Source organism: Streptomyces malaysiense (assembly GCF_000980885.2).
Lineage (GTDB): Bacteria > Actinomycetota > Actinomycetes > Streptomycetales > Streptomycetaceae > Streptomyces > Streptomyces malaysiense.
Window position 1 is genome coordinate 21,351 of the sequence record NZ_LBDA02000086.1, and the last position, 18,772, is coordinate 40,122.

The 18,772-nt window shown below is 72.5% G+C and carries 19 protein-coding genes and 1 pseudogene; 8 read left to right on the top strand and 12 right to left on the bottom strand.

The window, feature by feature from the left end; genetic code table 11:
* Positions 1 to 7: 7 nt before the first annotated feature.
* On the top strand, positions 8 to 709 hold the full coding sequence (locus VT52_RS29955) for an MBL fold metallo-hydrolase (protein ID WP_046425379.1): 702 nt from the start codon (positions 8 to 10) through the stop codon (positions 707 to 709).
* Positions 710 to 711: 2 nt separating this feature from the next.
* Here VT52_RS29955 and VT52_RS29960 read toward each other — a convergent pair whose 3' ends face one another.
* Positions 712 to 1,755, bottom strand: a complete 1,044-nt coding sequence (locus VT52_RS29960) for an NUDIX hydrolase (protein WP_046425382.1) — start codon at positions 1,753 to 1,755, stop codon at positions 712 to 714.
* 137 nt (positions 1,756 to 1,892) lie between these two features.
* Positions 1,893 to 2,087, bottom strand: a complete 195-nt coding sequence (locus VT52_RS29965; RefSeq protein ID WP_079175365.1) for a hypothetical protein — start codon at positions 2,085 to 2,087, stop codon at positions 1,893 to 1,895.
* Between the two features lie 123 nt (positions 2,088 to 2,210).
* Here VT52_RS29965 and VT52_RS29970 point away from each other — a divergent pair, with 123 nt between their 5' ends.
* From VT52_RS29970 to VT52_RS29980, 3 genes and pseudogenes are all read left to right on the top strand, one after another.
* Positions 2,211 to 2,564: a hypothetical protein gene (locus VT52_RS29970; protein WP_046425384.1), complete on the top strand. Its 354-nt coding sequence runs from the start codon at positions 2,211 to 2,213 to the stop codon at positions 2,562 to 2,564.
* 37 nt (positions 2,565 to 2,601) lie between these two features.
* Entirely contained in the window at positions 2,602 to 3,354 is a 753-nt protein-coding gene (locus tag VT52_RS29975) for a maleylpyruvate isomerase family mycothiol-dependent enzyme (RefSeq protein WP_240509932.1), read from the top strand.
* 121 nt (positions 3,355 to 3,475) lie between these two features.
* Positions 3,476 to 4,684 (top strand): annotated as a pseudogene (locus VT52_RS29980) (glycoside hydrolase family 27 protein); the annotation flags it as partial.
* A gap of 79 nt (positions 4,685 to 4,763) precedes the next feature.
* Here the strand turns inward: VT52_RS29980 and VT52_RS29985 are convergent.
* Positions 4,764 to 5,711, bottom strand: coding sequence for an ROK family protein (locus tag VT52_RS29985; RefSeq protein WP_046425385.1), 948 nt, complete (start codon positions 5,709 to 5,711; stop codon positions 4,764 to 4,766).
* 218 nt (positions 5,712 to 5,929) lie between these two features.
* Here VT52_RS29985 and VT52_RS29990 point away from each other — a divergent pair, with 218 nt between their 5' ends.
* Positions 5,930 to 6,979, top strand: a complete 1,050-nt coding sequence (locus tag VT52_RS29990) for a LacI family DNA-binding transcriptional regulator (RefSeq protein WP_046425388.1) — start codon at positions 5,930 to 5,932, stop codon at positions 6,977 to 6,979.
* Positions 6,980 to 6,986: 7 nt separating this feature from the next.
* Positions 6,987 to 7,724: a hypothetical protein gene (locus VT52_RS29995; RefSeq protein ID WP_046425391.1), complete on the top strand. Its 738-nt coding sequence runs from the start codon at positions 6,987 to 6,989 to the stop codon at positions 7,722 to 7,724.
* 24 nt (positions 7,725 to 7,748) lie between these two features.
* Here the strand turns inward: VT52_RS29995 and VT52_RS30000 are convergent, their stop codons facing one another.
* The 5 genes from VT52_RS30000 to VT52_RS30020 all read right to left on the bottom strand — a co-directional run bounded on the left by VT52_RS30000 (position 7,749) and on the right by VT52_RS30020 (position 12,383).
* The gene (locus VT52_RS30000; RefSeq protein WP_046425393.1) at positions 7,749 to 9,047 is read right to left on the bottom strand and encodes a DUF6986 family protein; all 1,299 of its coding nucleotides are present in this window, start codon (positions 9,045 to 9,047) and stop codon (positions 7,749 to 7,751) included.
* A 191-nt stretch (positions 9,048 to 9,238) separates the two neighbouring features.
* Complete coding sequence (locus VT52_RS30005; protein WP_046425395.1) at positions 9,239 to 10,201, bottom strand: electron transfer flavoprotein subunit alpha/FixB family protein; 963 nt, start codon at positions 10,199 to 10,201, stop codon at positions 9,239 to 9,241.
* A gap of 53 nt (positions 10,202 to 10,254) precedes the next feature.
* On the bottom strand, positions 10,255 to 11,040 hold the full coding sequence (locus tag VT52_RS30010) for an electron transfer flavoprotein subunit beta/FixA family protein (RefSeq protein WP_046425397.1): 786 nt from the start codon (positions 11,038 to 11,040) through the stop codon (positions 10,255 to 10,257).
* Between the two features lie 229 nt (positions 11,041 to 11,269).
* Positions 11,270 to 11,779 (bottom strand): flavin reductase family protein, encoded by a 510-nt coding sequence (locus VT52_RS30015; RefSeq protein WP_046425398.1) that lies wholly within the window; start codon positions 11,777 to 11,779, stop codon positions 11,270 to 11,272.
* A 205-nt stretch (positions 11,780 to 11,984) separates the two neighbouring features.
* Entirely contained in the window at positions 11,985 to 12,383 is a 399-nt protein-coding gene (locus tag VT52_RS30020; protein ID WP_079175366.1) for a TlpA family protein disulfide reductase, read from the bottom strand.
* Between the two features lie 219 nt (positions 12,384 to 12,602).
* On the opposite strand from VT52_RS30020, the gene VT52_RS30025 reads away from it, so the two are divergent.
* Positions 12,603 to 13,331 (top strand): lysophospholipid acyltransferase family protein, encoded by a 729-nt coding sequence (locus VT52_RS30025; RefSeq protein ID WP_046425403.1) that lies wholly within the window; start codon positions 12,603 to 12,605, stop codon positions 13,329 to 13,331.
* A gap of 353 nt (positions 13,332 to 13,684) precedes the next feature.
* Here the strand turns inward: VT52_RS30025 and VT52_RS30030 are convergent, their stop codons facing one another.
* The 4 genes from VT52_RS30030 to VT52_RS30045 form a co-directional block, all read right to left on the bottom strand.
* Positions 13,685 to 14,278 (bottom strand): transglutaminase-like domain-containing protein, encoded by a 594-nt coding sequence (locus VT52_RS30030; RefSeq protein WP_046425404.1) that lies wholly within the window; start codon positions 14,276 to 14,278, stop codon positions 13,685 to 13,687.
* 86 nt (positions 14,279 to 14,364) lie between these two features.
* Positions 14,365 to 15,435: a threonine aldolase family protein gene (locus VT52_RS30035; RefSeq protein WP_046425405.1), complete on the bottom strand. Its 1,071-nt coding sequence runs from the start codon at positions 15,433 to 15,435 to the stop codon at positions 14,365 to 14,367.
* On the bottom strand, positions 15,432 to 16,196 hold the full coding sequence (locus VT52_RS30040) for an SDR family oxidoreductase (protein ID WP_046425406.1): 765 nt from the start codon (positions 16,194 to 16,196) through the stop codon (positions 15,432 to 15,434). The genes VT52_RS30035 and VT52_RS30040 overlap by 4 nt, the downstream gene beginning before the upstream one ends.
* A 47-nt stretch (positions 16,197 to 16,243) precedes the next feature.
* Entirely contained in the window at positions 16,244 to 17,641 is a 1,398-nt protein-coding gene (locus VT52_RS30045) for a DUF6421 family protein (RefSeq protein ID WP_046425408.1), read from the bottom strand.
* Positions 17,642 to 18,035: 394 nt separating this feature from the next.
* Between VT52_RS30045 and VT52_RS30050 the strand changes: the two genes are divergently transcribed.
* Positions 18,036 to 18,719, top strand: coding sequence for a glycerophosphodiester phosphodiesterase (locus tag VT52_RS30050; RefSeq protein WP_079175367.1), 684 nt, complete (start codon positions 18,036 to 18,038; stop codon positions 18,717 to 18,719).
* Positions 18,720 to 18,772: the final 53 nt, after the last annotated feature.

Below are 18,772 nucleotides of genomic sequence, written 5' to 3' on the forward strand. Positions count from 1 at the left end.
TCGGGGCATGGACGTGATCGAGCTTCTCCCCCGGTTGCATCTGCTGCGCTTCCCGGTCGGCCAGGCGTATCTCTGGCGGGACGGCGGGGAGTTGACGCTGATCGACGCGGGGACGATCGGGGCGGGACCGGTGATCGCCGACGCGATCAGGGCGTTGGGCCGCGCGCCCGAGGACGTACGACGCGTCGTGCTGACCCACTTCCACGAGGACCATGTGGGCGGGGCGGGCGAGTTCGCCGCGCTGAGCGGGGCCGAGGTGCTGGCGCACCGCTTGGACGCGCCGTTCGTACGAGGCGAGGCGCCCGGCCCGGATCCACGGCTCGCGGAGTGGGAGCTGCCGATCCGGGCGGAGGTCGCCCGGCAGCTGCCCGAGGGCATCCCGTTGCCGCCGCCGTCCGTCACGGAGGTGGCGGACGGCGAGGTGCTCGGCTTCGGCGGCGGCGCCCACGTGGTGCACGTCCCCGGGCACACGGACGGCAGCATCGCGCTCTTCCTGCCCGCAGAGGGCGTGCTGTTCACCGGCGACACGGTGGCGGCGACCCCCGTCGAGCGGACGGTGATCCCGGGCGTGTTCAACCTCGACCGGCCCCGGCTCCTCGACTCCGTGGGGCGGTTGGCCGATCTCGGCGCCGAGGTGGCGTGCTTCGGCCACGGCGACCCCGTGCTGCGGGGTGCCACCGCCGAACTGCGCGGGGCCGCCGCGATGTGACGTCAGCCGAGCGGCACCCCGGCCTCCAGGTACAGGGCCTTCCCGCGCTCACGGGCGCGCAGGGCCCAGCGCAGACGCTCGTAGCGGACCGGGGGCAGCATGCCGGCGGCCTCCTGCTCGGTGGCGAACCGCCAGCCGCGCAACTCCGGTCCGGGAAGGACCACTTGGGCGGCTTCGTCAAAGGGGAGCCGGCCCCCGTCGAAGAGCAGCCGGAGCCCGCCGTAGCCCGGGGGCACGGGCCGTTCCCAGTCCACCACCAGCAGCCGGGGCACCTCCCGCAGTCGTATCCCGGTCTCCTCGGCGACCTCGCGCATCCCCGCGCGGGCCGGGGCCTCGCCGCGCTCCACCACACCGCCGGGGAACTCCCAGCCGGGCTTGTAGGTGGGGTCCACGAGCAGCACCCGGTCCCGCTCGTCGAAGAGGAGCACACCGGCGGCGAGGGTCTCGGCGGTGGGCTCGGGGGTCTGCACGATGTCGCAGGGGGCGAAGTCGCCCCTGCCGACCGACTCCGCGATCCGCGCGGCGGTCTCGTACGGGGTCAACGCGCTGGTGTCGACCAGATGGGCGTCGGCGGTGAGCCAGGAGGCGAGGGCGGCGCGGTACGGCTCGATGTGGTCGTAGGACCACTGCCGTACCCGCATCTCCCCGTCGGGTAGGTCGGGCGGCACCTCCCGTCCGGCTATTCGCTCACGCAGGATCGTTTCGGCCGGGGCGAGGACCAGGTGCTGCACGGGAATCCGGCGGGCGGCGAGGCCGCCGAAGATCTCGTCGCGGTACTCCTGGCGCAACAGGGTCATCGGCACCACCAGGGTGCCGCCCAGTTCGGCGAGCATCGCGGTGGCCGTGTCGACCACGAGCCGGCGCCAGATCGGCAGGTCCTGGAAGTCGCCGACCTCGGCAAGGTGCTTGGGCGGCAGCAGGTGCGCGAGCGACCCGCCGATGACCTCGGGGTCGAAGAGCGTGCTGTGCGGGATCAGTTCGATCAGCTCCCGTGCGGTCGTGGTCTTTCCCGCACCGAACGCGCCGTTGATCCAGACGACGGTCACGGACTTCCCCCTCTTCTGTTGGCCCCCTGAGGCTTGCCCGCTCCACCCTGCCACGGAAACCCCGCCGCGGTGAGGGGGCGGTGAAGCGCGGCGCCGGTGCCCCCGCGGCGGGGCACCGGCGCGCATAGGCCGCCGGCCTACTCCCCGCCGTCGGCCGGGGCGTCGGCGGGGGCCAGGCTGTCGTGGCCGACCAGGTCACCGGCCGAGTGCAGGGTGCCGGAGACGTCGAGACCGTCCAGGGGTCCCCTGTCCGCGGCGTGGGACGGGGTGATGGCGGCCACGACGAAACCGGTGGCCAGGGAGGCGAGGGCGAGCATGCTGCGCTTCTTCATGCTCGGCTCAACTCCCCGAGGGGGCCCGGGGTCACGCGGATACCGCCGGAACGGCGAAATCCCCTGGCCGGTGCCCCGACGGGGCCGGTAGCGTCCGGGACGACGACCCGAAGGAACGACACCATGACCCACACCCGCCCGACCACCACTCTCTGGCGCCCCACCGGTCCCGCGGAACTCGATCTGGTGCGCGCCTCGGACTGGCGGGCCTGGCCGCCCAGGCTGCCCGAGCAGCCGATCTTCTACCCGGTGCTCAACGAGGACTACGCGATCCGGATCGCCGAGGGCTGGAACGTACGGCACGACGGCGCCGGGTTCGTGACCCGCTTCGAGGTCGACACCGAGTTCCTGCGCCGCTATCCGGTGCGGCGGGCCGGCGGCGAGACGATCCTGGAACTGTGGGTGCCGGCCGAGGAGTTGGACGAGTTCAACGCCCATATCGTGGGGCCGATCGAGGTCGTGCGCGCCTTTCGGTGAGCCGCGGCACCCGCACATGACATCACAAGGAGCACATGTGTCCCCAGCCTTCCCCTCCGACGCCGGACTCGGTGACGTGATCGAGGATCTCGCACGGTCCGCCGGCCGGCTCGCCTCGGCCGCGGCCGGGCTGTCCGATGCCGCGGTACGGGCGCCTTCGGGGCTTCCGGACTGGACGCGCGGGCAGGTGCTCGCCCACGTCGCCTACAGCGCCGACGCGTACACCCGGATGCTGGAGCTCGCGCGCACCGGCCGGGAACCCGGTCCGCGCGCGGATCCGGCGCGGGTCGCGCGGGACGCCGCTCTGCCCGCCGGGCGGCTGGCAGAGCGGCTGCGGGCGAGCCTCGGCGGGTTCACGGACGGGGCCCGCGCGCTGCCCGCGCCCGCCTGGGAGCGGCTGGTCACGGCACTGGCCGGCTGGCGCCATCCCGCCTGGTACCTGCTGCTGCGCGGCCTGCGCGAGCTGGAGACCCACCACCTCGACCTCGGCACCGGGTACGGCACCGAGGACTGGCCGGACCGGTACGTGTCCTGGGCTCTGGACGACACCCTCACCACCCTGGGCGCCCGACGCTTCCCGCTCGCCGCCGTGACGGACACCGGTCCGGACCGCCGCTGGACCCTCGCGCCCGAGGGGCCGGAGGTGAGCGGGGAGGGGCACCGGATTCTCGGCTGGCTCACCGGGCGGCTCCCGGCCGACGGGCTGCGGACGTCCTGCGCCCTGCCCGCGCCTCCCCCCTGGCCCCAGCCCCCGCTCCCCGGCTGGGGCCGCGCCGGCGACGGCGGGTGAGCCGCCGAAGCGCACACGTCCGAACGGGGACAGGCGCACCGGCCGCGGGCCTTCCAACACACTCGGACACGTTCTACCGTGAACGCCCGCCGAAACTCAGCGAGTTGGAGGAACGTCGACCATGCGTACATCCTCGAACCGCACGACCCCGCGCAGAGCGGCCGGAGTTCTGCTCGCCGGGCTGCTCTGTGCCGCGGGCCTCGTCACGGCGCCGGCCGCCGCCGCCACGCCCGGCCTCGACAACGGCCTCGCCCGCACCCCGCCGATGGGCTTCGACAACTGGAACTCCACTGGGTGCGGGCCCGGCTTCGACGAGGCCATGGTCGAGGGCGTCGCGGACCTCATCGTCGCCAAGGGCCTGAAGGACGCGGGCTACCGGTACGTGAACCTGGACGACTGCTGGGCCTTCCCGTTCCGGAGCCTCACCGGTGAACTCGTGCCGGACCCGGTCCGGTTCCCGCACGGGATCAAGGCGGTCGCGGACTACGTCCACGCCAAGGGGCTCCGACTCGGCATCTACACCAGCGCGGGACTGCGTACCTGCGACGCCATCGGCATGCCGGGCGCCCTGGGCCACGAGTACGGCGACGCACGGCAGTTCGCGGACTGGGGCGTCGACTACCTGAAGTACGACAACTGCGCCAGCCTCGGCATCGACGCCCGGTCGCGCTACACCACCATGCGGGACGCGCTGAAGGCGACCGGGCGGCCGATCGTCTACAGCATCTGCGAATGGGGCGAGAACAAGCCCTGGGAGTGGGCCCCGGACGTGGGCAACCTGTGGCGCACCACCGGCGACATCAGCGACAACTGGTCCTCCGTGCTCTCCATCGTCAAGCAGAACCTCCCGCTCGCCCGGTACGCCGGTCCCGGCCACTGGAACGACCCCGACATGCTGGAGGTGGGCAACGGCGGGATGACGGACACCGAGTACCGCTCCCACTTCTCCCTGTGGTCGGTGATGGCCGCCCCGCTGCTCATCGGCACGGACCTGCGCAAGGCGTCGCCCGCGACCTTCGACATCCTGGGCGACAAGGAGGTCGTCGCGGTCGACCAGGACCCGCTGGGCAGGCAGGGCACGGTCGTCTCCAGCACGGACGGGCGCTGGGTGATCGCCAAGGAGATGGCCGACGGCAGCCGCGCGATCGCCCTGTTCAACGAGTCCGGCACCGCCCAGCGGATCAGCACCACCGCAGGTGCCGTGGGCCTGCCGGGCGCCGCCGCCTACACCCTGCGGGACCTGTGGCGGCACACCAGCGGCCACACCGGCGGGACCATCACGGCCACCGTCCCGGCACACGGCACGGCCCTGCTGCGCGTCTCGGCCGACCCCGACTGAGCCGCACCGCCGACCTGCCGGGGCTCTCGTCCGGACCATGCCGAGCCCGGCAGGACCCCGGAGAGAACACCTAGAGCCGCACCAGCCCCGGCCCCCTGAGCAGCGCCGCCGCCGCGGCCCCCACCAGTCCCGCGTCCGTGCCCGTCTGGGCGGGCACCACCGTCAGCCGCCGTACGAACGACAGCGTGGCGTACTCCGCCAGCGACTCGCGCAGCGGGGTGAAGAGGATGTCGCCCGCGTTGCCCACCCCGCCGCCGACCACCGCGATGTCGATCTCCACCAGCGTCGCGGTGGCCGCGATCCCGGCGGCGAGCGCCCGCGCGGCCCGCCGGAAGGAGGCCGTGGCGACCGGGTCGCCCGCCCGCGCGGCCGCCGCCACCGCGGCGGCCGAGGCGTCGCCGTCCGGGCCCGGCCGCCAGCCCTGTTCCAGGGCGCGACGCGCGATGTTGGGGCCGCTGGCGATCCGCTCCACACAGCCGCGCGAGCCGCACGGGCAGGGATCGCCGTCGAGGTCGACGCTGATGTGCCCGATGTGCCCGGCGTTGCCGGTCGGGCCGGGGTGCAGCCGCCCGTCGAGGACCAGGCCGCCGCCGACGCCCGTGGACACCACCATGCACAGCGCGTCGTCGTGGCCCCGGGCGGCGCCCTGCCAGTGCTCGGCGGCGGTGATCGCGACCCCGTCGCCGATCAGCTCGACCGGCAGTCCCCCGGTGGTCGCCCGGACCCGCTCGACCAGCGGGAAGTCACGCCAGCCCGGCACGTTCACCGGGCTGACGGTGCCCGCGGAGGCGTCCACCGGGCCGGCACTGCCTATGCCCACGGAGCGGACGTGCTCCCACCGGGACGAGGCGGCGAGTTCGCCGAGCACCTCCTCGACGGCCCGCATGACCGTCTCGCCGTCCTGCCGGGCGGGCGTGGCGCGCTGGGCCCGCTCCAGGATCACTCCGCGGCCGTCCACCAGTCCGCCGGCGATCTTGGTGCCGCCGATGTCCAGGGCTGCCACGAGGTCGGTGCGCATCAGAGTCTGATCTCCCCGTCGAACGATCGAAAACCATGGGCCCGAGCGGGCCGGCCGGGTGGTGGGGGCGGGGTCCCGCGCGATGCGGTGGCCAGTCTCTCGCGCACCTGACAACGTTGTCCAGGCTCTATGCTCGACGCCACATCCTCATACAAGCCCATGGGCCAGCCGCATCACATCCCCATGGGGACACGGACGACAGGACAGGACAGCGCATCGTGCCCAAAACCACCCGCCGCGCAGATGGCCACCCTGGGAACCGCTACGGCAACCGGCCGACGATGAAGGACGTGGCGGCGCGGGCCGGGGTCGGACTGAAGACGGTGTCCCGGGTGGTCAACGGCGAGCCCGGGGTCACCCCGGACACCGAGCGCCGGGTGCAGGAGGCGATCGACGCGCTCGGCTTCCGCCGCAACGACAGCGCGCGGGTGCTGCGCAAGGGCCGCACCGCGAGCATCGGCCTCGTCCTGGAGGATCTCGCGGACCCCTTCTACGGCCCGCTGAGCCGCGCGGTGGAGGAGGTCGCCCGCTCGCACGGCGCCCTGCTGATCAACGGCTCCAGCGCCGAGGACCCCGACCGCGAGCGGGAGTTGGCGCTCGCGCTGTGCGCGCGGCGGGTGGACGGCCTGGTGGTGATCCCGGCCGGGGACGACCACCGCTATCTGGAGCCGGAGATCCGGGCGGGCGTGGCGACGGTGTTCGTGGACCGCCCGGCCGGGCGGATCGACGCCGATGTGGTGCTGTCCGACAACTTCGGCGGCGCCCGCGACGGCGTGGCCCATCTGATCGCGCACGGCCACCGCCGGATCGGGTTCATCGGGGACATGCCCCGCATCCACACGGCGGCCGAGCGGCTGCGCGGGTACCGGGCGGCCATGGAGGACGCGGGGATACCGGTCGAGGACCGCTGGATGTCGCTCGGGGTGACGAGCCCGGAGCGGGTGCGCCGGGCGGCACAGGAGATGCTGACCGGACCCGAACCCGTCACGGCGGTGTTCGCGGGCAACAACCGGGTGACGGTCACCGTGGTACGGGTCCTCGCCGAGCAGTCCCGGCAGGTGGCGCTCGTCGGGTTCGACGACTTCGAGCTGGCCGATCTGCTGCGGCCGGGCGTCACGGTGGTCGCCCAGGACTCGGCGGCCCTCGGCCGTACGGCGGCGGAGCGGCTCTTCCGCCGGCTGGACGGCGGTCCCGTCACGCCGGAGCGGATCGAGCTGCCGACCCGGCTGATCGCCCGCGGCTCGGGCGAACTGCCCCCGGCCCGCTGAGGCACCCGTGGCCACTCTGGAGGAACTGGGACTGGCCGGGGTGCCGCGCGACCACCCGCTGACGTATCCGGGTGCCTGGCCCGCCCGTTCGGGGCTGCTGCACGGCGACCTGATGCTGCCGCTGACCCGGCTGGTGTACGACGACCGGGTGCCGGTGCTCGCGGTCGGTTCCAACGCCTGCCCCGGCCAACTACGGCACAAGATGGCGGAGTTCGGGCTCGACTCCCCCGTGCCGATGGCGCTGTCCCGGGTGACCGGCCTCGATGTGGGCGTCTCCGCGCACGTCAGCCGCATGGGCTATGTCTCCGCCTCACCGGTCAAATCCTCCTACGGCACGCGGGATTTGTTCGTGCTCTGGCTGGACCGGCGGCAGCTGGACGTGATCGACGCCAGCGAGGGGGTGCCACTGCCGGACGGCAACTTCCGGCGGGCCTGGCTGCCCGCGCCGGACGTCCGGGTCCGGCTGGCCGACGGCACGGTGCTGTCGGGGGCGTACGCGTACGTCAACCGGCACGGGGTCCTGCGCGGCGGCACCGGCGCGCCCCGGCGCCACCCGGGCCAGCGTCCGCTGCTCACCGAACTCCTCGGCTCCTCCGCGCGGTTGAGGGAGCTGTTCGGGACGACCCCGGAGGAGTTCAGCGAGCGGGCGCGCGGCGACATCGGGCTGTGCGCGCGTGGCACCCGGCTGTTCGCCGAGCACCGGTGGGTGACGGACTCGGGGCTCGAACCGTACGTCGCCCCGTAGCCCGGTGCCCGGGGCGGGCGCCGGCTACTGCGCGGAGGCCGTGAGGTCGCCGCGCCTCGGCGCCGCGAAGCCCTCCAGTGCCGCGCGCGTCAGCCCCGTACGCCCGGTCACCTCCGCGAGGTCGAGGGCGCCGCAGTCCAGGCCGCGCAGCAGATAGCCGCCGAGGGCCTTGGCCGTGGCGGGCTCGTCCATGACGTCGCCGCCGGTGCGGTTGGCGTAGCGGGCGAGGCGGGCCGCGGCCTGCTCGAAGCCCTCGCGGTAGAAGGCGAAGACGGCCGCGTAGCGGGTCGGGAGGTGGCCCGGGTGCATGTCCCAGCCCTGGTAGTAGGCGCGGGCGAGGGCGCGCCGGGTGAGGCCGTAGTGCAGCCGCCAGGCGGCGTGGACCTGCTCGGTGGGGCCGACCGGGAGGACGTTGGTGGAGCCGTCCGAGACGCGTACGCCGGTGCCCGCGGCGGCGACCTGCATGACCGCCTTGGCGTGGTCGGCGGCCGGGTGGTCGCCGGCCTGGTAGGCCGCGGAGACGCCCAGGCAGGCGCTGTAGTCGAAGGTGCCGTAGTGCAGCCCGGTGGCGCGGCCGCCCGCGGCCTCGATCATGCGGGCGACGGTCGCGGTGCCGTCGGCCGCCAGGATGGCCTGGCTGGTCTCGATCTGTATCTCGAAGCCGAGCCGTCCGGCGTCCAGGCCGTGCGCCTCCTCGAAGGCCGCCAGGAGCCGCGCGAAGGCGCTCACCTGCTCGGGGTAGGTCACCTTCGGCAGGGTCAGCACCAACCCGTCGGGCAGTCCGCCCGCCGCCATCAGGCCGGTGAGGAAGACGTCGAGGGTGCGGATGCCCCGCGCGCGCACCGGGGCCTCCATGCACTTCATGCGGATGCCCATGTACGGGGCGGCGGTCCCCTTCTCGTACGCCTCGGCGATCAGCCGGGCCGCGCGGGCCGCGGTCGCGTCCTCCTCGGCGTCGGGGCGGGGGCCGTAGCCGTCCTCGAAGTCGACCCGCAGGTCTTCGATCGGCTCGCGCTCCAGCTTGGCGCGGACGCGGGAGTGGACGGGCTCGGCGAGGTAGTCGGCGAGGCCGAGGACGGCGGCGAAGGAGGCGGCGTCCGGCGCGTGTTCGTCCAGCGCGGCGAGGGCCTCGTCGCCCCAGGAGCGGACGGTGTCGGCGGTGAAGGCGTCACCGGGGACGTAGACGGTGTGGACGGGCTGCCGGGTGCCGGGGTCCCCGGGGTAGCGGCGCGCCAGCTCCGCGTCGACCGGTGCGAGCGAGGCGCTGATCTCCTCGCCGACGGCGCCGGCGAGGCTCGTCGCCACCTTCTCCTGCTGACCCATCCCACACCCTCCAATATCCACTGCGCTCCACTGCAATTCCGCAGTGCGGAATCAACAATCCGTAGAATGAAGTTATCCGGCGCCCTTCCCGCTGGTCAACACCCCCTCGACACCCCCGCGTCGCCTTCAGGATGCACCGAGGCCCCCATGACCGCGCGGGTCACGGGGGCCTCGGACAGCCGGTCGGCCGATCAGCCCTTGCGGGTCTTGATCTCCTCGGTCAGCTGCGGCACGACGTCGAACAGGTCGCCGACGACGCCGTAGTCGACCAGCTCGAAGATCGGGGCCTCGGCGTCCTTGTTGACGGCCACGATGGTCTTCGAGGTCTGCATGCCGGCGCGGTGCTGGATCGCACCGGAGATGCCGTTGGCGATGTACAGCTGCGGCGAGACCGACTTGCCGGTCTGGCCGACCTGGTTGGTGTGCGGGTACCAGCCGGCGTCGACGGCGGCACGCGAGGCGCCGACGGCCGCGCCGAGCTGGTCGGCCAGGGCCTCGATGATCGCGAAGTTCTCGGCGCCGTTGACACCGCGGCCGCCGGAGACCACGATCGCGGCCTCGGTCAGCTCCGGGCGGCCCGTGGACTCGCGCGGGGTGCGGCCGGTGACCTTGGTGCCGGTGGCCTTGTCGGAGAAGGTCACGGCGAGGGCCTCGACCGCGCCCGCGGCCGGGGCGGCCTCCACGGCGGCCGAGTTCGGCTTGACCGTGATGACCGGGGTGCCCTTGACGACACGCGACTTGGTGGTGAAGGACGCGGCGAACACCGACTGGGTGGCCACCGGACCCTCGGCGCCGGCCTCCAGGTCGACGGCGTCGGTGATGATGCCGGAGCCGATGCGCAGCGCCAGGCGGGCGGCGATCTCCTTGCCCTCGGCGGAGGACGGGACCAGCACGGCGGCCGGGGAGACGGCCTCGTGGGCGGCCTGGAGAGCGTCCACCTTCGGCACGACCAGGTAGTCGGCGTACTCGGACGCGTCGTGGGTGAGGACCTTCACCGCGCCGTGCTCGGCGAGGGTGGCGGCGGTGTCGGCGGCGCCGTTGCCCAGCGCGACGGCGACGGGCTCACCGAGGCGGCGGGCCAGGGTCAGCAGTTCGAGGGTGGGCTTGCGGACGGCACCGTCCACGTGGTCGACGTAGACGAGGACTTCAGCCATGGGATTGCTCTCCTGCGTAACGAAGTTGAGGGGCGGTCGGCGGGCGCGAACCCTTAGATGAACTTCTGGCCCGCGAGGAACTCGGCGAGCTGCTTGCCGCCCTCGCCCTCGTCCTTGACGATGGTTCCGGCCGTACGGGCCGGACGCGCGTCCGCGGTCTCGACCTTGGTGAACGCGCCGTCCAGGCCGACCTCTTCCGCCTCGATGTCGAGGTCCGACAGGTCCCAGGACTCCACCGGCTTCTTCTTGGCCGCCATGATGCCCTTGAAGGAGGGGTAGCGGGCCTCGCCGGACTGGTCGGTCACGGAGACCAGGGCCGGCAGCTGCGCCTCCAGCTGCTCGGAGGCGGCGTCGCCGTCGCGGCGGCCCTTGACGGTGCCGTCCTCGACCGAGACCTCGGACAGCAGGGTGACCTGCGGCACACCGAGACGCTCGGCGACCAGCGCGGGAACGACGCCCATGGTGCCGTCGGTGGAGGCCATGCCGGAGACGACCAGGTCGAAGCCGGCCTTCTCGATGGCCTTGGCCAGCACCAGGGAGGTGCCGATGGCGTCGGTGCCGTGCAGGTCGTCGTCCTCGACGTGGACGGCCTTGTCGGCACCCATCGACAGGGCCTTGCGGAGCGCGTCCTTGGCGTCCTCGGGGCCCACCGTCAGCACGGTGACCTCGGCGTCGTCCGCGTCCTCCGCGATCTGGAGCGCCTGCTCGACCGCGTACTCGTCCAGCTCGGAGAGCAGACCGTCCACGTCGTCACGGTCGACGGTCAGGTCATCGGCGAAGTGCCGGTCGCCAGTGGCGTCGGGCACGTACTTCACAGTGACAACGATCCTCAAGCTCACGCCGGCTCTCCTACTGCATCGTGATTTCCTGGCTGCCTCTTGCAGGCAGCATAGGCGCCTGAAGCGGCCGATCCCGATCGGGGCGTCAGCGCGCTCCGGCCGAAATATTACTCGTCAGTACACCCAGTTCGTCCCCGCTAAGCAAGCGCTTTGAACTGTGACCTTCGCAACGCAGCGTAACCGGAACTCGACGGCCGCGCAGGGGAACGGAACGTGATCCGCGCCGCAGTCAGTCGCGCAGCGCGGTGAAGCGTCCCTGGTGGTAGAGGAGGGGGCGGCCGCGGCCGGCGGGATCGCCGAGGACGACCTCGGCGAGCACGATCCGGTGATCCCCGGCGGGAACGCGGGCCACGATCCGGCAGACCAGCCAGGCGAGCACGTCGTCGAGCACGGGCACGCCCTCGGGACCTTCGCACCAGCCGGTGGGCGCGCCGAAGCGGTCGGCGCCGCTGCGGGCGAAGGTGGCGGCCAGGTCGCCCTGGTGCTCGCCGAGTACGTGCACGCCGATGTGGTCGCTCGCGGCTATCGCGGGCCAGCTGGAGGAGCCGGTGCCGACGCCGAAGGAGATCATCGGGGGCTCGGCGGAGACCGAGGTGAGGGAGGTGGCGGTGAAGCCGACCGGCCCGGTGGCGCCGCGCGCGGTGATCACCGCGACACCGGCGGCGTGCCGGCGGAAGGTGGAGCGCAGCAGATCGGGAGAGGCGAGCTGGGGGGTGCCGAGTCCGGGCAGAGCCGTCATGGAGTTGTCCTTCTGATCGGGAGGGCGAGCGGGTCCGTGGCGGCTCAGCGGCCCGGACAGCGGGCGCTCGCGGTACGCACCAGGTCGACGTGGGCCCGCCCGTGGAGAAGGAGTTCGGTCGGCATCCGGTCAGGCTGACGACAAGCGGCGCGCACAGTCAAGTGCGATCCGGGAACTGGGATGTCTCTCACCTGCGCCGGGGCCCTCACACCGCCTCCCCCAGCGCCGCGATGACGTCGGCCCTGCGGGGCTGTCCGGCTGCGCGGCGCACTTCCCTGCCGTGCGCGTCCAGCACGAGGACGGTGGGTGTCTTGACGATCCCCAGGGCGCGTACGAGGTCGAGCCGGGCCTCGGCGTCGATCTCGACGTGGGCGACGCCGGGCACCATCGCGGCGACCTCGCCGAGGACGCGCCGGGTGGCCCGGCAGGGCGCGCAGAAGGCACTGGAGAACTGGACGAGCGTGGCCCGTTCGCCCAGCGGGGCGCCGAGTCCGGCCGCGCCCGGCCCGGTTCCGCACCCGCCGGCTTCGGCTTCGTCGCGCCCGCTCACCCTCGTCCTCCCGCTCCGCCGCCGGTGCGGCACTCCAGGGACGCCCGCTTCCACGGGCGTCGGGGTGCCAACAACCGGCGCGCCGCCAAGATTCCCGGCGCCCGGGTGAATCCTGTGCGGACGTGACGAGAATCTCGCCCCGGCCGGGCACCAGAGCTGGCTACCCGCACGTTCTTGGGGCACGATCTGCGAGACGCCGTAAACCTACGGCTGCGTAACTTGTCCGCCGGGAGCCCCCTTTCCCGAGCAGAGCAGAAAGGGTTCATCCCACCCATGGCAGAGCTGGTCTACCGTCCCGTCATCGGATTCGCCAAGACGCTGTTCAAGGTCTGGGACCTGAAGATCGACTGCCAGGGGTCCTCGAACATCCCGCGCTCCGGCGGCGCCGTGCTGGTGAGCAATCACATCAGCTACCTGGACTTCATCTTCAACGGCCTGGCCGCGCTGCCGCAGAACCGCCTGGTGCGGTTCATGGCGAAGGAGTCGGTCTTCCGGCACAAGATCTCGGGCCCGCTGATGCGCGGCATGAAGCACATCCCGGTGGACCGCGGGCAGGGCGAGGCCGCCTACGCGCACGCGCTGGACTCGCTGCGTTCCGGCGAGGTCATCGGCGTCTTCCCCGAGGCCACCATCTCGCAGTCGTTCACCCTGAAGAGCTTCAAGTCGGGCGCGGCCCGGCTCGCCCAGGAGGCCGGGGTGCCCCTCGTCCCGATGGCGGTGTGGGGCACGCAGCGGCTGTGGACCAAGGGGCACCCGCGCGACTTCAAGCGCAGCCACCTGCCCGTCACCATCCGTGTGGGCGAGGCCGTGGAGGCGCCGCGCGACCAGTACGCGGGGGCGATCACCCGCCGGCTGCGCGAGCGTGTCCAGGAGTTGCTGGACGCCGCCCAGCGCGCCTACCCGGGGCGCCCGAAGGGCCCCGAGGACTCCTGGTGGCTGCCGGCCCACCTGGGCGGTACGGCACCGACCGCGGAGGCGCTGCGGACCGCACAGGTCCACTGACAACGGGCGAACCAGACCCGCTCGGCGCCACGGGGACCCCGCACACCCCCGGGCCCCCGACGCACCCGTGCGCCGGCACCCCCACCGCCGAAGCGGACGCGGGGCCGTGCCGCCGCCCGGCACCCCGTCCGGTCCGAGCGCCTGCCAGGGCGACGCCCCGGCCCCGGCCCGGACCGCCACGACTGCCCGGACGGCGTGAACCGGGGCCGTTACGCGGTCCGTCCGGGGAACGGTGCGGCTCCCGCGACGGCCGTTGACCGGGGAACCGCGCGCCGTGCGCCCCACGCCGAGCGGCCCGGCGGACGCTTCGGCCCTCTCCGCCGCTCCGCTCCCCGTGCGTCACGCCGGGGAGCTCACAGGGCGCTCGGCAGCGCCCGGCCGAGGGCTTCGCGGTCGGGTGCGGTGCGCAGGGCGTCGAGGACGGCCGGGTGCGCGGACGCGTACAGCAGCGGGTGGTCCAGTTCGCCGGCGGCCGGGTCGGGGGTCCAGACGAGCCGCTCACCGGTCAGGGAGAAGCGCGCGTCGACGCCGGGCTTGCCGCCGCGCGGGTCCTGGCGGTGCCAGGACCCGTGGAAGCGGACGGCGACCAGGCCGTGCAGCGTGTGTCCGGCGCCCTCGTCGTCGCGCAGGCGCTGGTAGCACAGGGCCGTCGGGACGTCCTCGGCCCGCAGCAGCGCCGTCAGCGCGTGCGCCTTGGCATGGCAGATGCCCGTCCGCTCGGCGAGGACGTCGGAGGCGCGCCAGGTGACGCGGAGGTCTCCGGTGTCGGCGGAGTGCGGGACGCCGTCGCGGACGAACTCATAGGCGAGGCGCGCATAGACATACGAGTCGGTCGCTTCGGCCGCCAGCCGGCCGGCCGTCTCCCGGACCATCGGGTGGTGATGGTCTATGACCTCGTCGGCCGCCAGATAGGCGGAGAGATCGGCGGTTTCCTGGATCGGTCGCATGCCCGCAGAGCGTAGGAATGCGGCCACCCAGTAGTCAATGACTTTTCGGGTGACCGCATACCTATGCGACTAGTCAGGCGCCTGGTTCAGCGCGCCATCTCCTCCTTGACCGCCGCCACGAAGGTGTCGACGTCCTCCTCCGTGGTGTCGAAGGAGCACATCCAGCGCACCGTGCCCGCCGCCTCGTCCCAGAAGTAGAAGCGGAAGTGCTTCTGGAGCCGCTCGCTCACGTCGTGCGGGAGCTGGGCGAAGACGCCGTTGGCCTGCACGGGGTAGAGGATCTCCACGCCGTGCACCGCGCGCACGCCCTCGGCGAGCCGCTGGGCCATCTCGTTGGCGTGCCGGGCGTTGCGCAGCCAGAGGTCCTTGGCCAGCAGCGCCTCCAACTGCACCGAGACGAAACGCATCTTGGAGGCGAGCTGCATGGACAGCTTGCGCAGGTGCTTCATCCTGCGCACCGCGTCCTGGTTGAGGACCACGACCGCCTCGCCGAACACGGCGCCGTTCTTCGTCCCGCCGAGCGAGAGGATGTCGACACCGACCGCGCTGGTGAACGTGCGCATCGGCACGTCCAGGGAGGCGGCCGCGTTGGCTATCCGGGAGCCGTCCAGGTGCACCCTCATGCCGTGCGCGTGGGCGTGCTCGCAGATCGCGCGGATCTCCTCGGGCGTGTAGAGCGTGCCCAGCTCGGTGGACTGGGTGATCGAGACGACCTGCGGCATCGCCCGGTGCTCGTCCTCGAATCCCCAGGCCTGCCGGTCGATCAGCTCGGGGGTGAGCTTGCCGTCCGGCGTGGCCACGGTGAGCAGCTTGAGCCCGCCCATCCGCTCGGGTGCCCCGCCCTCGTCCACGTTGATGTGCGCACTCTCGGCGCAGATCACCGCGCCCCAGCGGTCGGTGACCGCCTGGAGCGCGACCACGTTCGCGCCGGTGCCGTTGAAGACCGGGAATGCCTCCGCGGTGGCACCGAAGTGGCTGCGGACGATCCGCTGGAGGTTCTCGGTGTACTGGTCCTCGCCGTAGGCCACCTGGTGGCCGCCGTTGGCCAGGGCCAGGGCGGCCATCACCTCCGGGTGCGCCCCGGCGTAGTTGTCACTGGCGAAACCGCGGACCTCCGGGTCGTGATGGCGACGCGCGTCGGTCTTGGGAGGGTTCACGGCTTCTCGGTCAGCCACAGACGGTTTCCGTTCAACTCGGCGGCGGACTTGCTCCAGACGCCCTCGATGGCCTCGGCCAGGTCCTTGACGTCCGTGAAGCCCGCGAACTTCGCGTTGGGGCGTTCGGCGCGCATCGCGTCGTGCACCAGCGCCTTGACCACCAGGATCGTAGCCGCGGAGGTGGGGCCCTCGGCACCCTCCGCCTTGCCCGCCTTGCGGAAGTAGTCCCCCATGGCCAGCGTCCACGCCTCGGCGGCCGCCTTGGCCGCGGAGTAGGCGGCGTTGCCCGCGGTGGGCTTGGACGCGCCGGACGCGCTGATCAGCACGTAGCGGCCGCGGTCGCTGCGCTGGAGCGCCTCGTGGAAGGCGAGCGAGGTGTGCTGCACGGTGCGCACCAGCAGCAGCTCCAGGAAGTCCCAGTCGTCGAGGCTGGTCTTGGTGAAGGTCTCGCTGCCGCGCCAGCCGCCGACCAGGTGCACCAGGCCGTCGACCCGCCCGAAGTCCTTCTCGATGTGCTGGGCCCACTCACGGGTGGACTGGAGGTCGAGCAGGTCCACGGTGTCGCCCGTGACCGTGGCACCGCCGGAGGCGTAGCGGGCCGCGTCCACGGCCTCGGACAGCCGCTGCGGGTCGTTGTCCGCTCCGACGACGGTCGCCCCGGCCTCGGCCAGGCGCAGCAGTGCCGCGCGGCCGGCGGGTCCGCCCGCGCCCGCCACCGCGATCACCGCACCGCTGAGCGCCCCGTTCGACCCGTTCCCCATGTTCTTCCCCTCTGCAGCAGTGATGTGTGTGGACGGTGCGCCGTCAGTCACGCGGCGAGCCGCTCGGCGCTGTCCGCGGTGATGCCCTTGGTGGAGGCGATCACATTCTTCAGCTTCTTGGACAGGGCCTCAAAGAACATGCTCAGCGGAAACTCGTCCGGGAGCACGTCGTCGACCAGCTTGCGCGGCGGCAGGGTCAGGTCGAGGGCGTCCGGCCCCTTGGCCCACTTGGAGCCGGGGTGCGGGGCGAGGTACTCGGACACCAGCTGGTAGCCGGCGAACCAGTGCACGAGCTTGGGGCGGTCGATGCCGTCCCGGTACAGCTTCTCGATGTCGGCGCACAGCTGGTTGGTGACCTGCGGGGCGCGCTGCCAGTCGATGGACAGCTCGTTGTCCGTCCAGCGCACGACGTCGTGCTTGTGCAGGTAGGCGAAGAGCAGCTGGCCGCCGAGACCGTCGTAGTTGCGGATCCGGTCGCCGGTGACGGGGAAGCGGAACATGCGGTCGAAGAGCACCGCGTACTGCACGTCACGGGCCTGCGGGACGCCGTCCGCCTCCAGCTTCACGGCCTCCTTGAAGGCGGTGAGGTCGCAGCGCAGCTCCTCCAGGCCGTACATCCAGAACGGCTGGCGCTGCTTGATCATGAAGGGGTCGAACGGCAGGTCGCCGTGGCTGTGGGTCCGGTCGTGGACCATGTCCCAGAGCACGAACGCCTCTTCGCAGCGCTTCTGGTCGTGGACCATCGCGGCGATGTCCTCGGGCAGCTCCAGGCCCAGGATGCCGACGGCGGCGTCGGTGACGCGGCGGAAGCGCGCGGCCTCGCGGTCGCAGAAGATGCCACCCCAGGAGAAACGTTCCGGCGCCTCGCGGACGGCGATGGTCTCCGGGAAGAGGACGGCCGAGTTGGTGTCGTAGCCCGAGGTGAAGTCCTCGAAGGTGATGCCGCAGAACAGCGGGTTGTCGTACCGGGTGCGCTCCAGTTCGGCCAGCCAGTCGGGCCAGACCATGCGCAGCACGAGCGCTTCGAGGTTGCGGTCCAGGTTGCCGTTCTGGGTGTACATCGGGAAGACGACCAGGTGCTGGAGGCCGTCCGCGCGCCGCGCCGCGGGGTGGAAGGCCAGCAGGCTGTCCAGGAAGTCCGGCACCTCGAAGCCGCCCTCGGCCCAGCGGTGCAGGTCCTTCACCACGGCCTCGTGGTAGGCGGCGTCGTACGGCAGGAGCGGCGAGAGCTGCTCGACGGCCTCGGCGACACGGCGCACGGCGGCCTCCGCGTCGGTCCTGGCGGGCGCGCCCTCGGCGTCGAAATCGATCGAGCCGTCCGCCGACTGCCATGGCCGAATCTGCTCCACGGCATCCTTGAGCATGGGCCAGGCGGGGTGCTCAACCACCCTGGCCTGCGAAGAAACCTGCTCCTCCATACCCGACTGCACAAGAATTTCCGTCATTTTCCATCCTCCACGGGACAACCTCGCGTATGGACACCGTACGCATACCCCGATTCCCCCATCAAGAGGCGGCGCAGGAGATTTTTCTGTCCGGGGACATGGTCACCGACATTTTTCCTGTCGTAAACCGTGACGGCGCTCACTTTCGGCCGTCGCCCCGGAGACCTCGGCAGGGACGAGATCCGGCCTGTCAAGCGCGCGGGGACTCGCCCACGCGTGGGTGATGCCGCGACGGGGTAGCGGCCCGTCACCACCCAGGACGCGCCCAGATCGTCCGCGCGCATGCGGGTTCATCCCGGGTCGGGGCCGTTAGGCTGCGACCTGCCCGCACGGACGACGGCGTCCGCCCGTCGCCGCGCGTGCCGAGCCGCCGTCGACGGAAGCGAGTCGAACCTTGAACTTCCTTACCATCGGTCACCGCGGGGTCATGGGCGTGGAGCCCGAGAACACCCTTCGCTCCTTCGTCGCCGCGCAACGGGCCGGCCTCGACCTGATCGAACTGGATCTGCACCTCAGCAAGGACGGCGCCCTGGTCGTCATGCACGACGCCGAGGTGGACCGCACGACCGACGGCTCCGGGCCGATCGCCGAGAAGACCCTCTCCGAGCTGCGCGCGCTGGACGCGGGGCGCGGCGAGCGGGTGCCGGTGTTCGAGGAGGTCCTGGACGCGGTGCGGACACCGCTCCAGGCCGAGATCAAGGACGTGGCGGCGGCGCGGGAGCTGGCGCGGGTGATGCTGGAGCGGGACCTGGTCGCAACGGTGGAGGTGTCCTCGTTCCACGACGAGGCGGTCGCCGAGATCGCCCGGCTGGTGCCCGGGGTGCGCACCGCGCTGATCGCCGGGCGCTACGGCCCCGAGGTGGTCGAGCGCGCGGTCGCGGTGGGCGCGCCGACCCTGTGTCTGGACATCCGCCGGATCACCCTGGAGACCGTGGAGCACGCGCGCGCGGCCGGGTTGCGGATCATCGGCTGGACGGTCAACACGCAGGAACATCTGCGGCTGGTCCGCGCGCTCGAACTCGACGGCGCCACCACGGACTTCCCGGAGATCAAGCGCACGGGACGGTTCACGGCGTAGCCGGGCGCCGCTCGGACGCGGTGTGGACCGGGCCGGTCCGCGCGGGCGCCCCG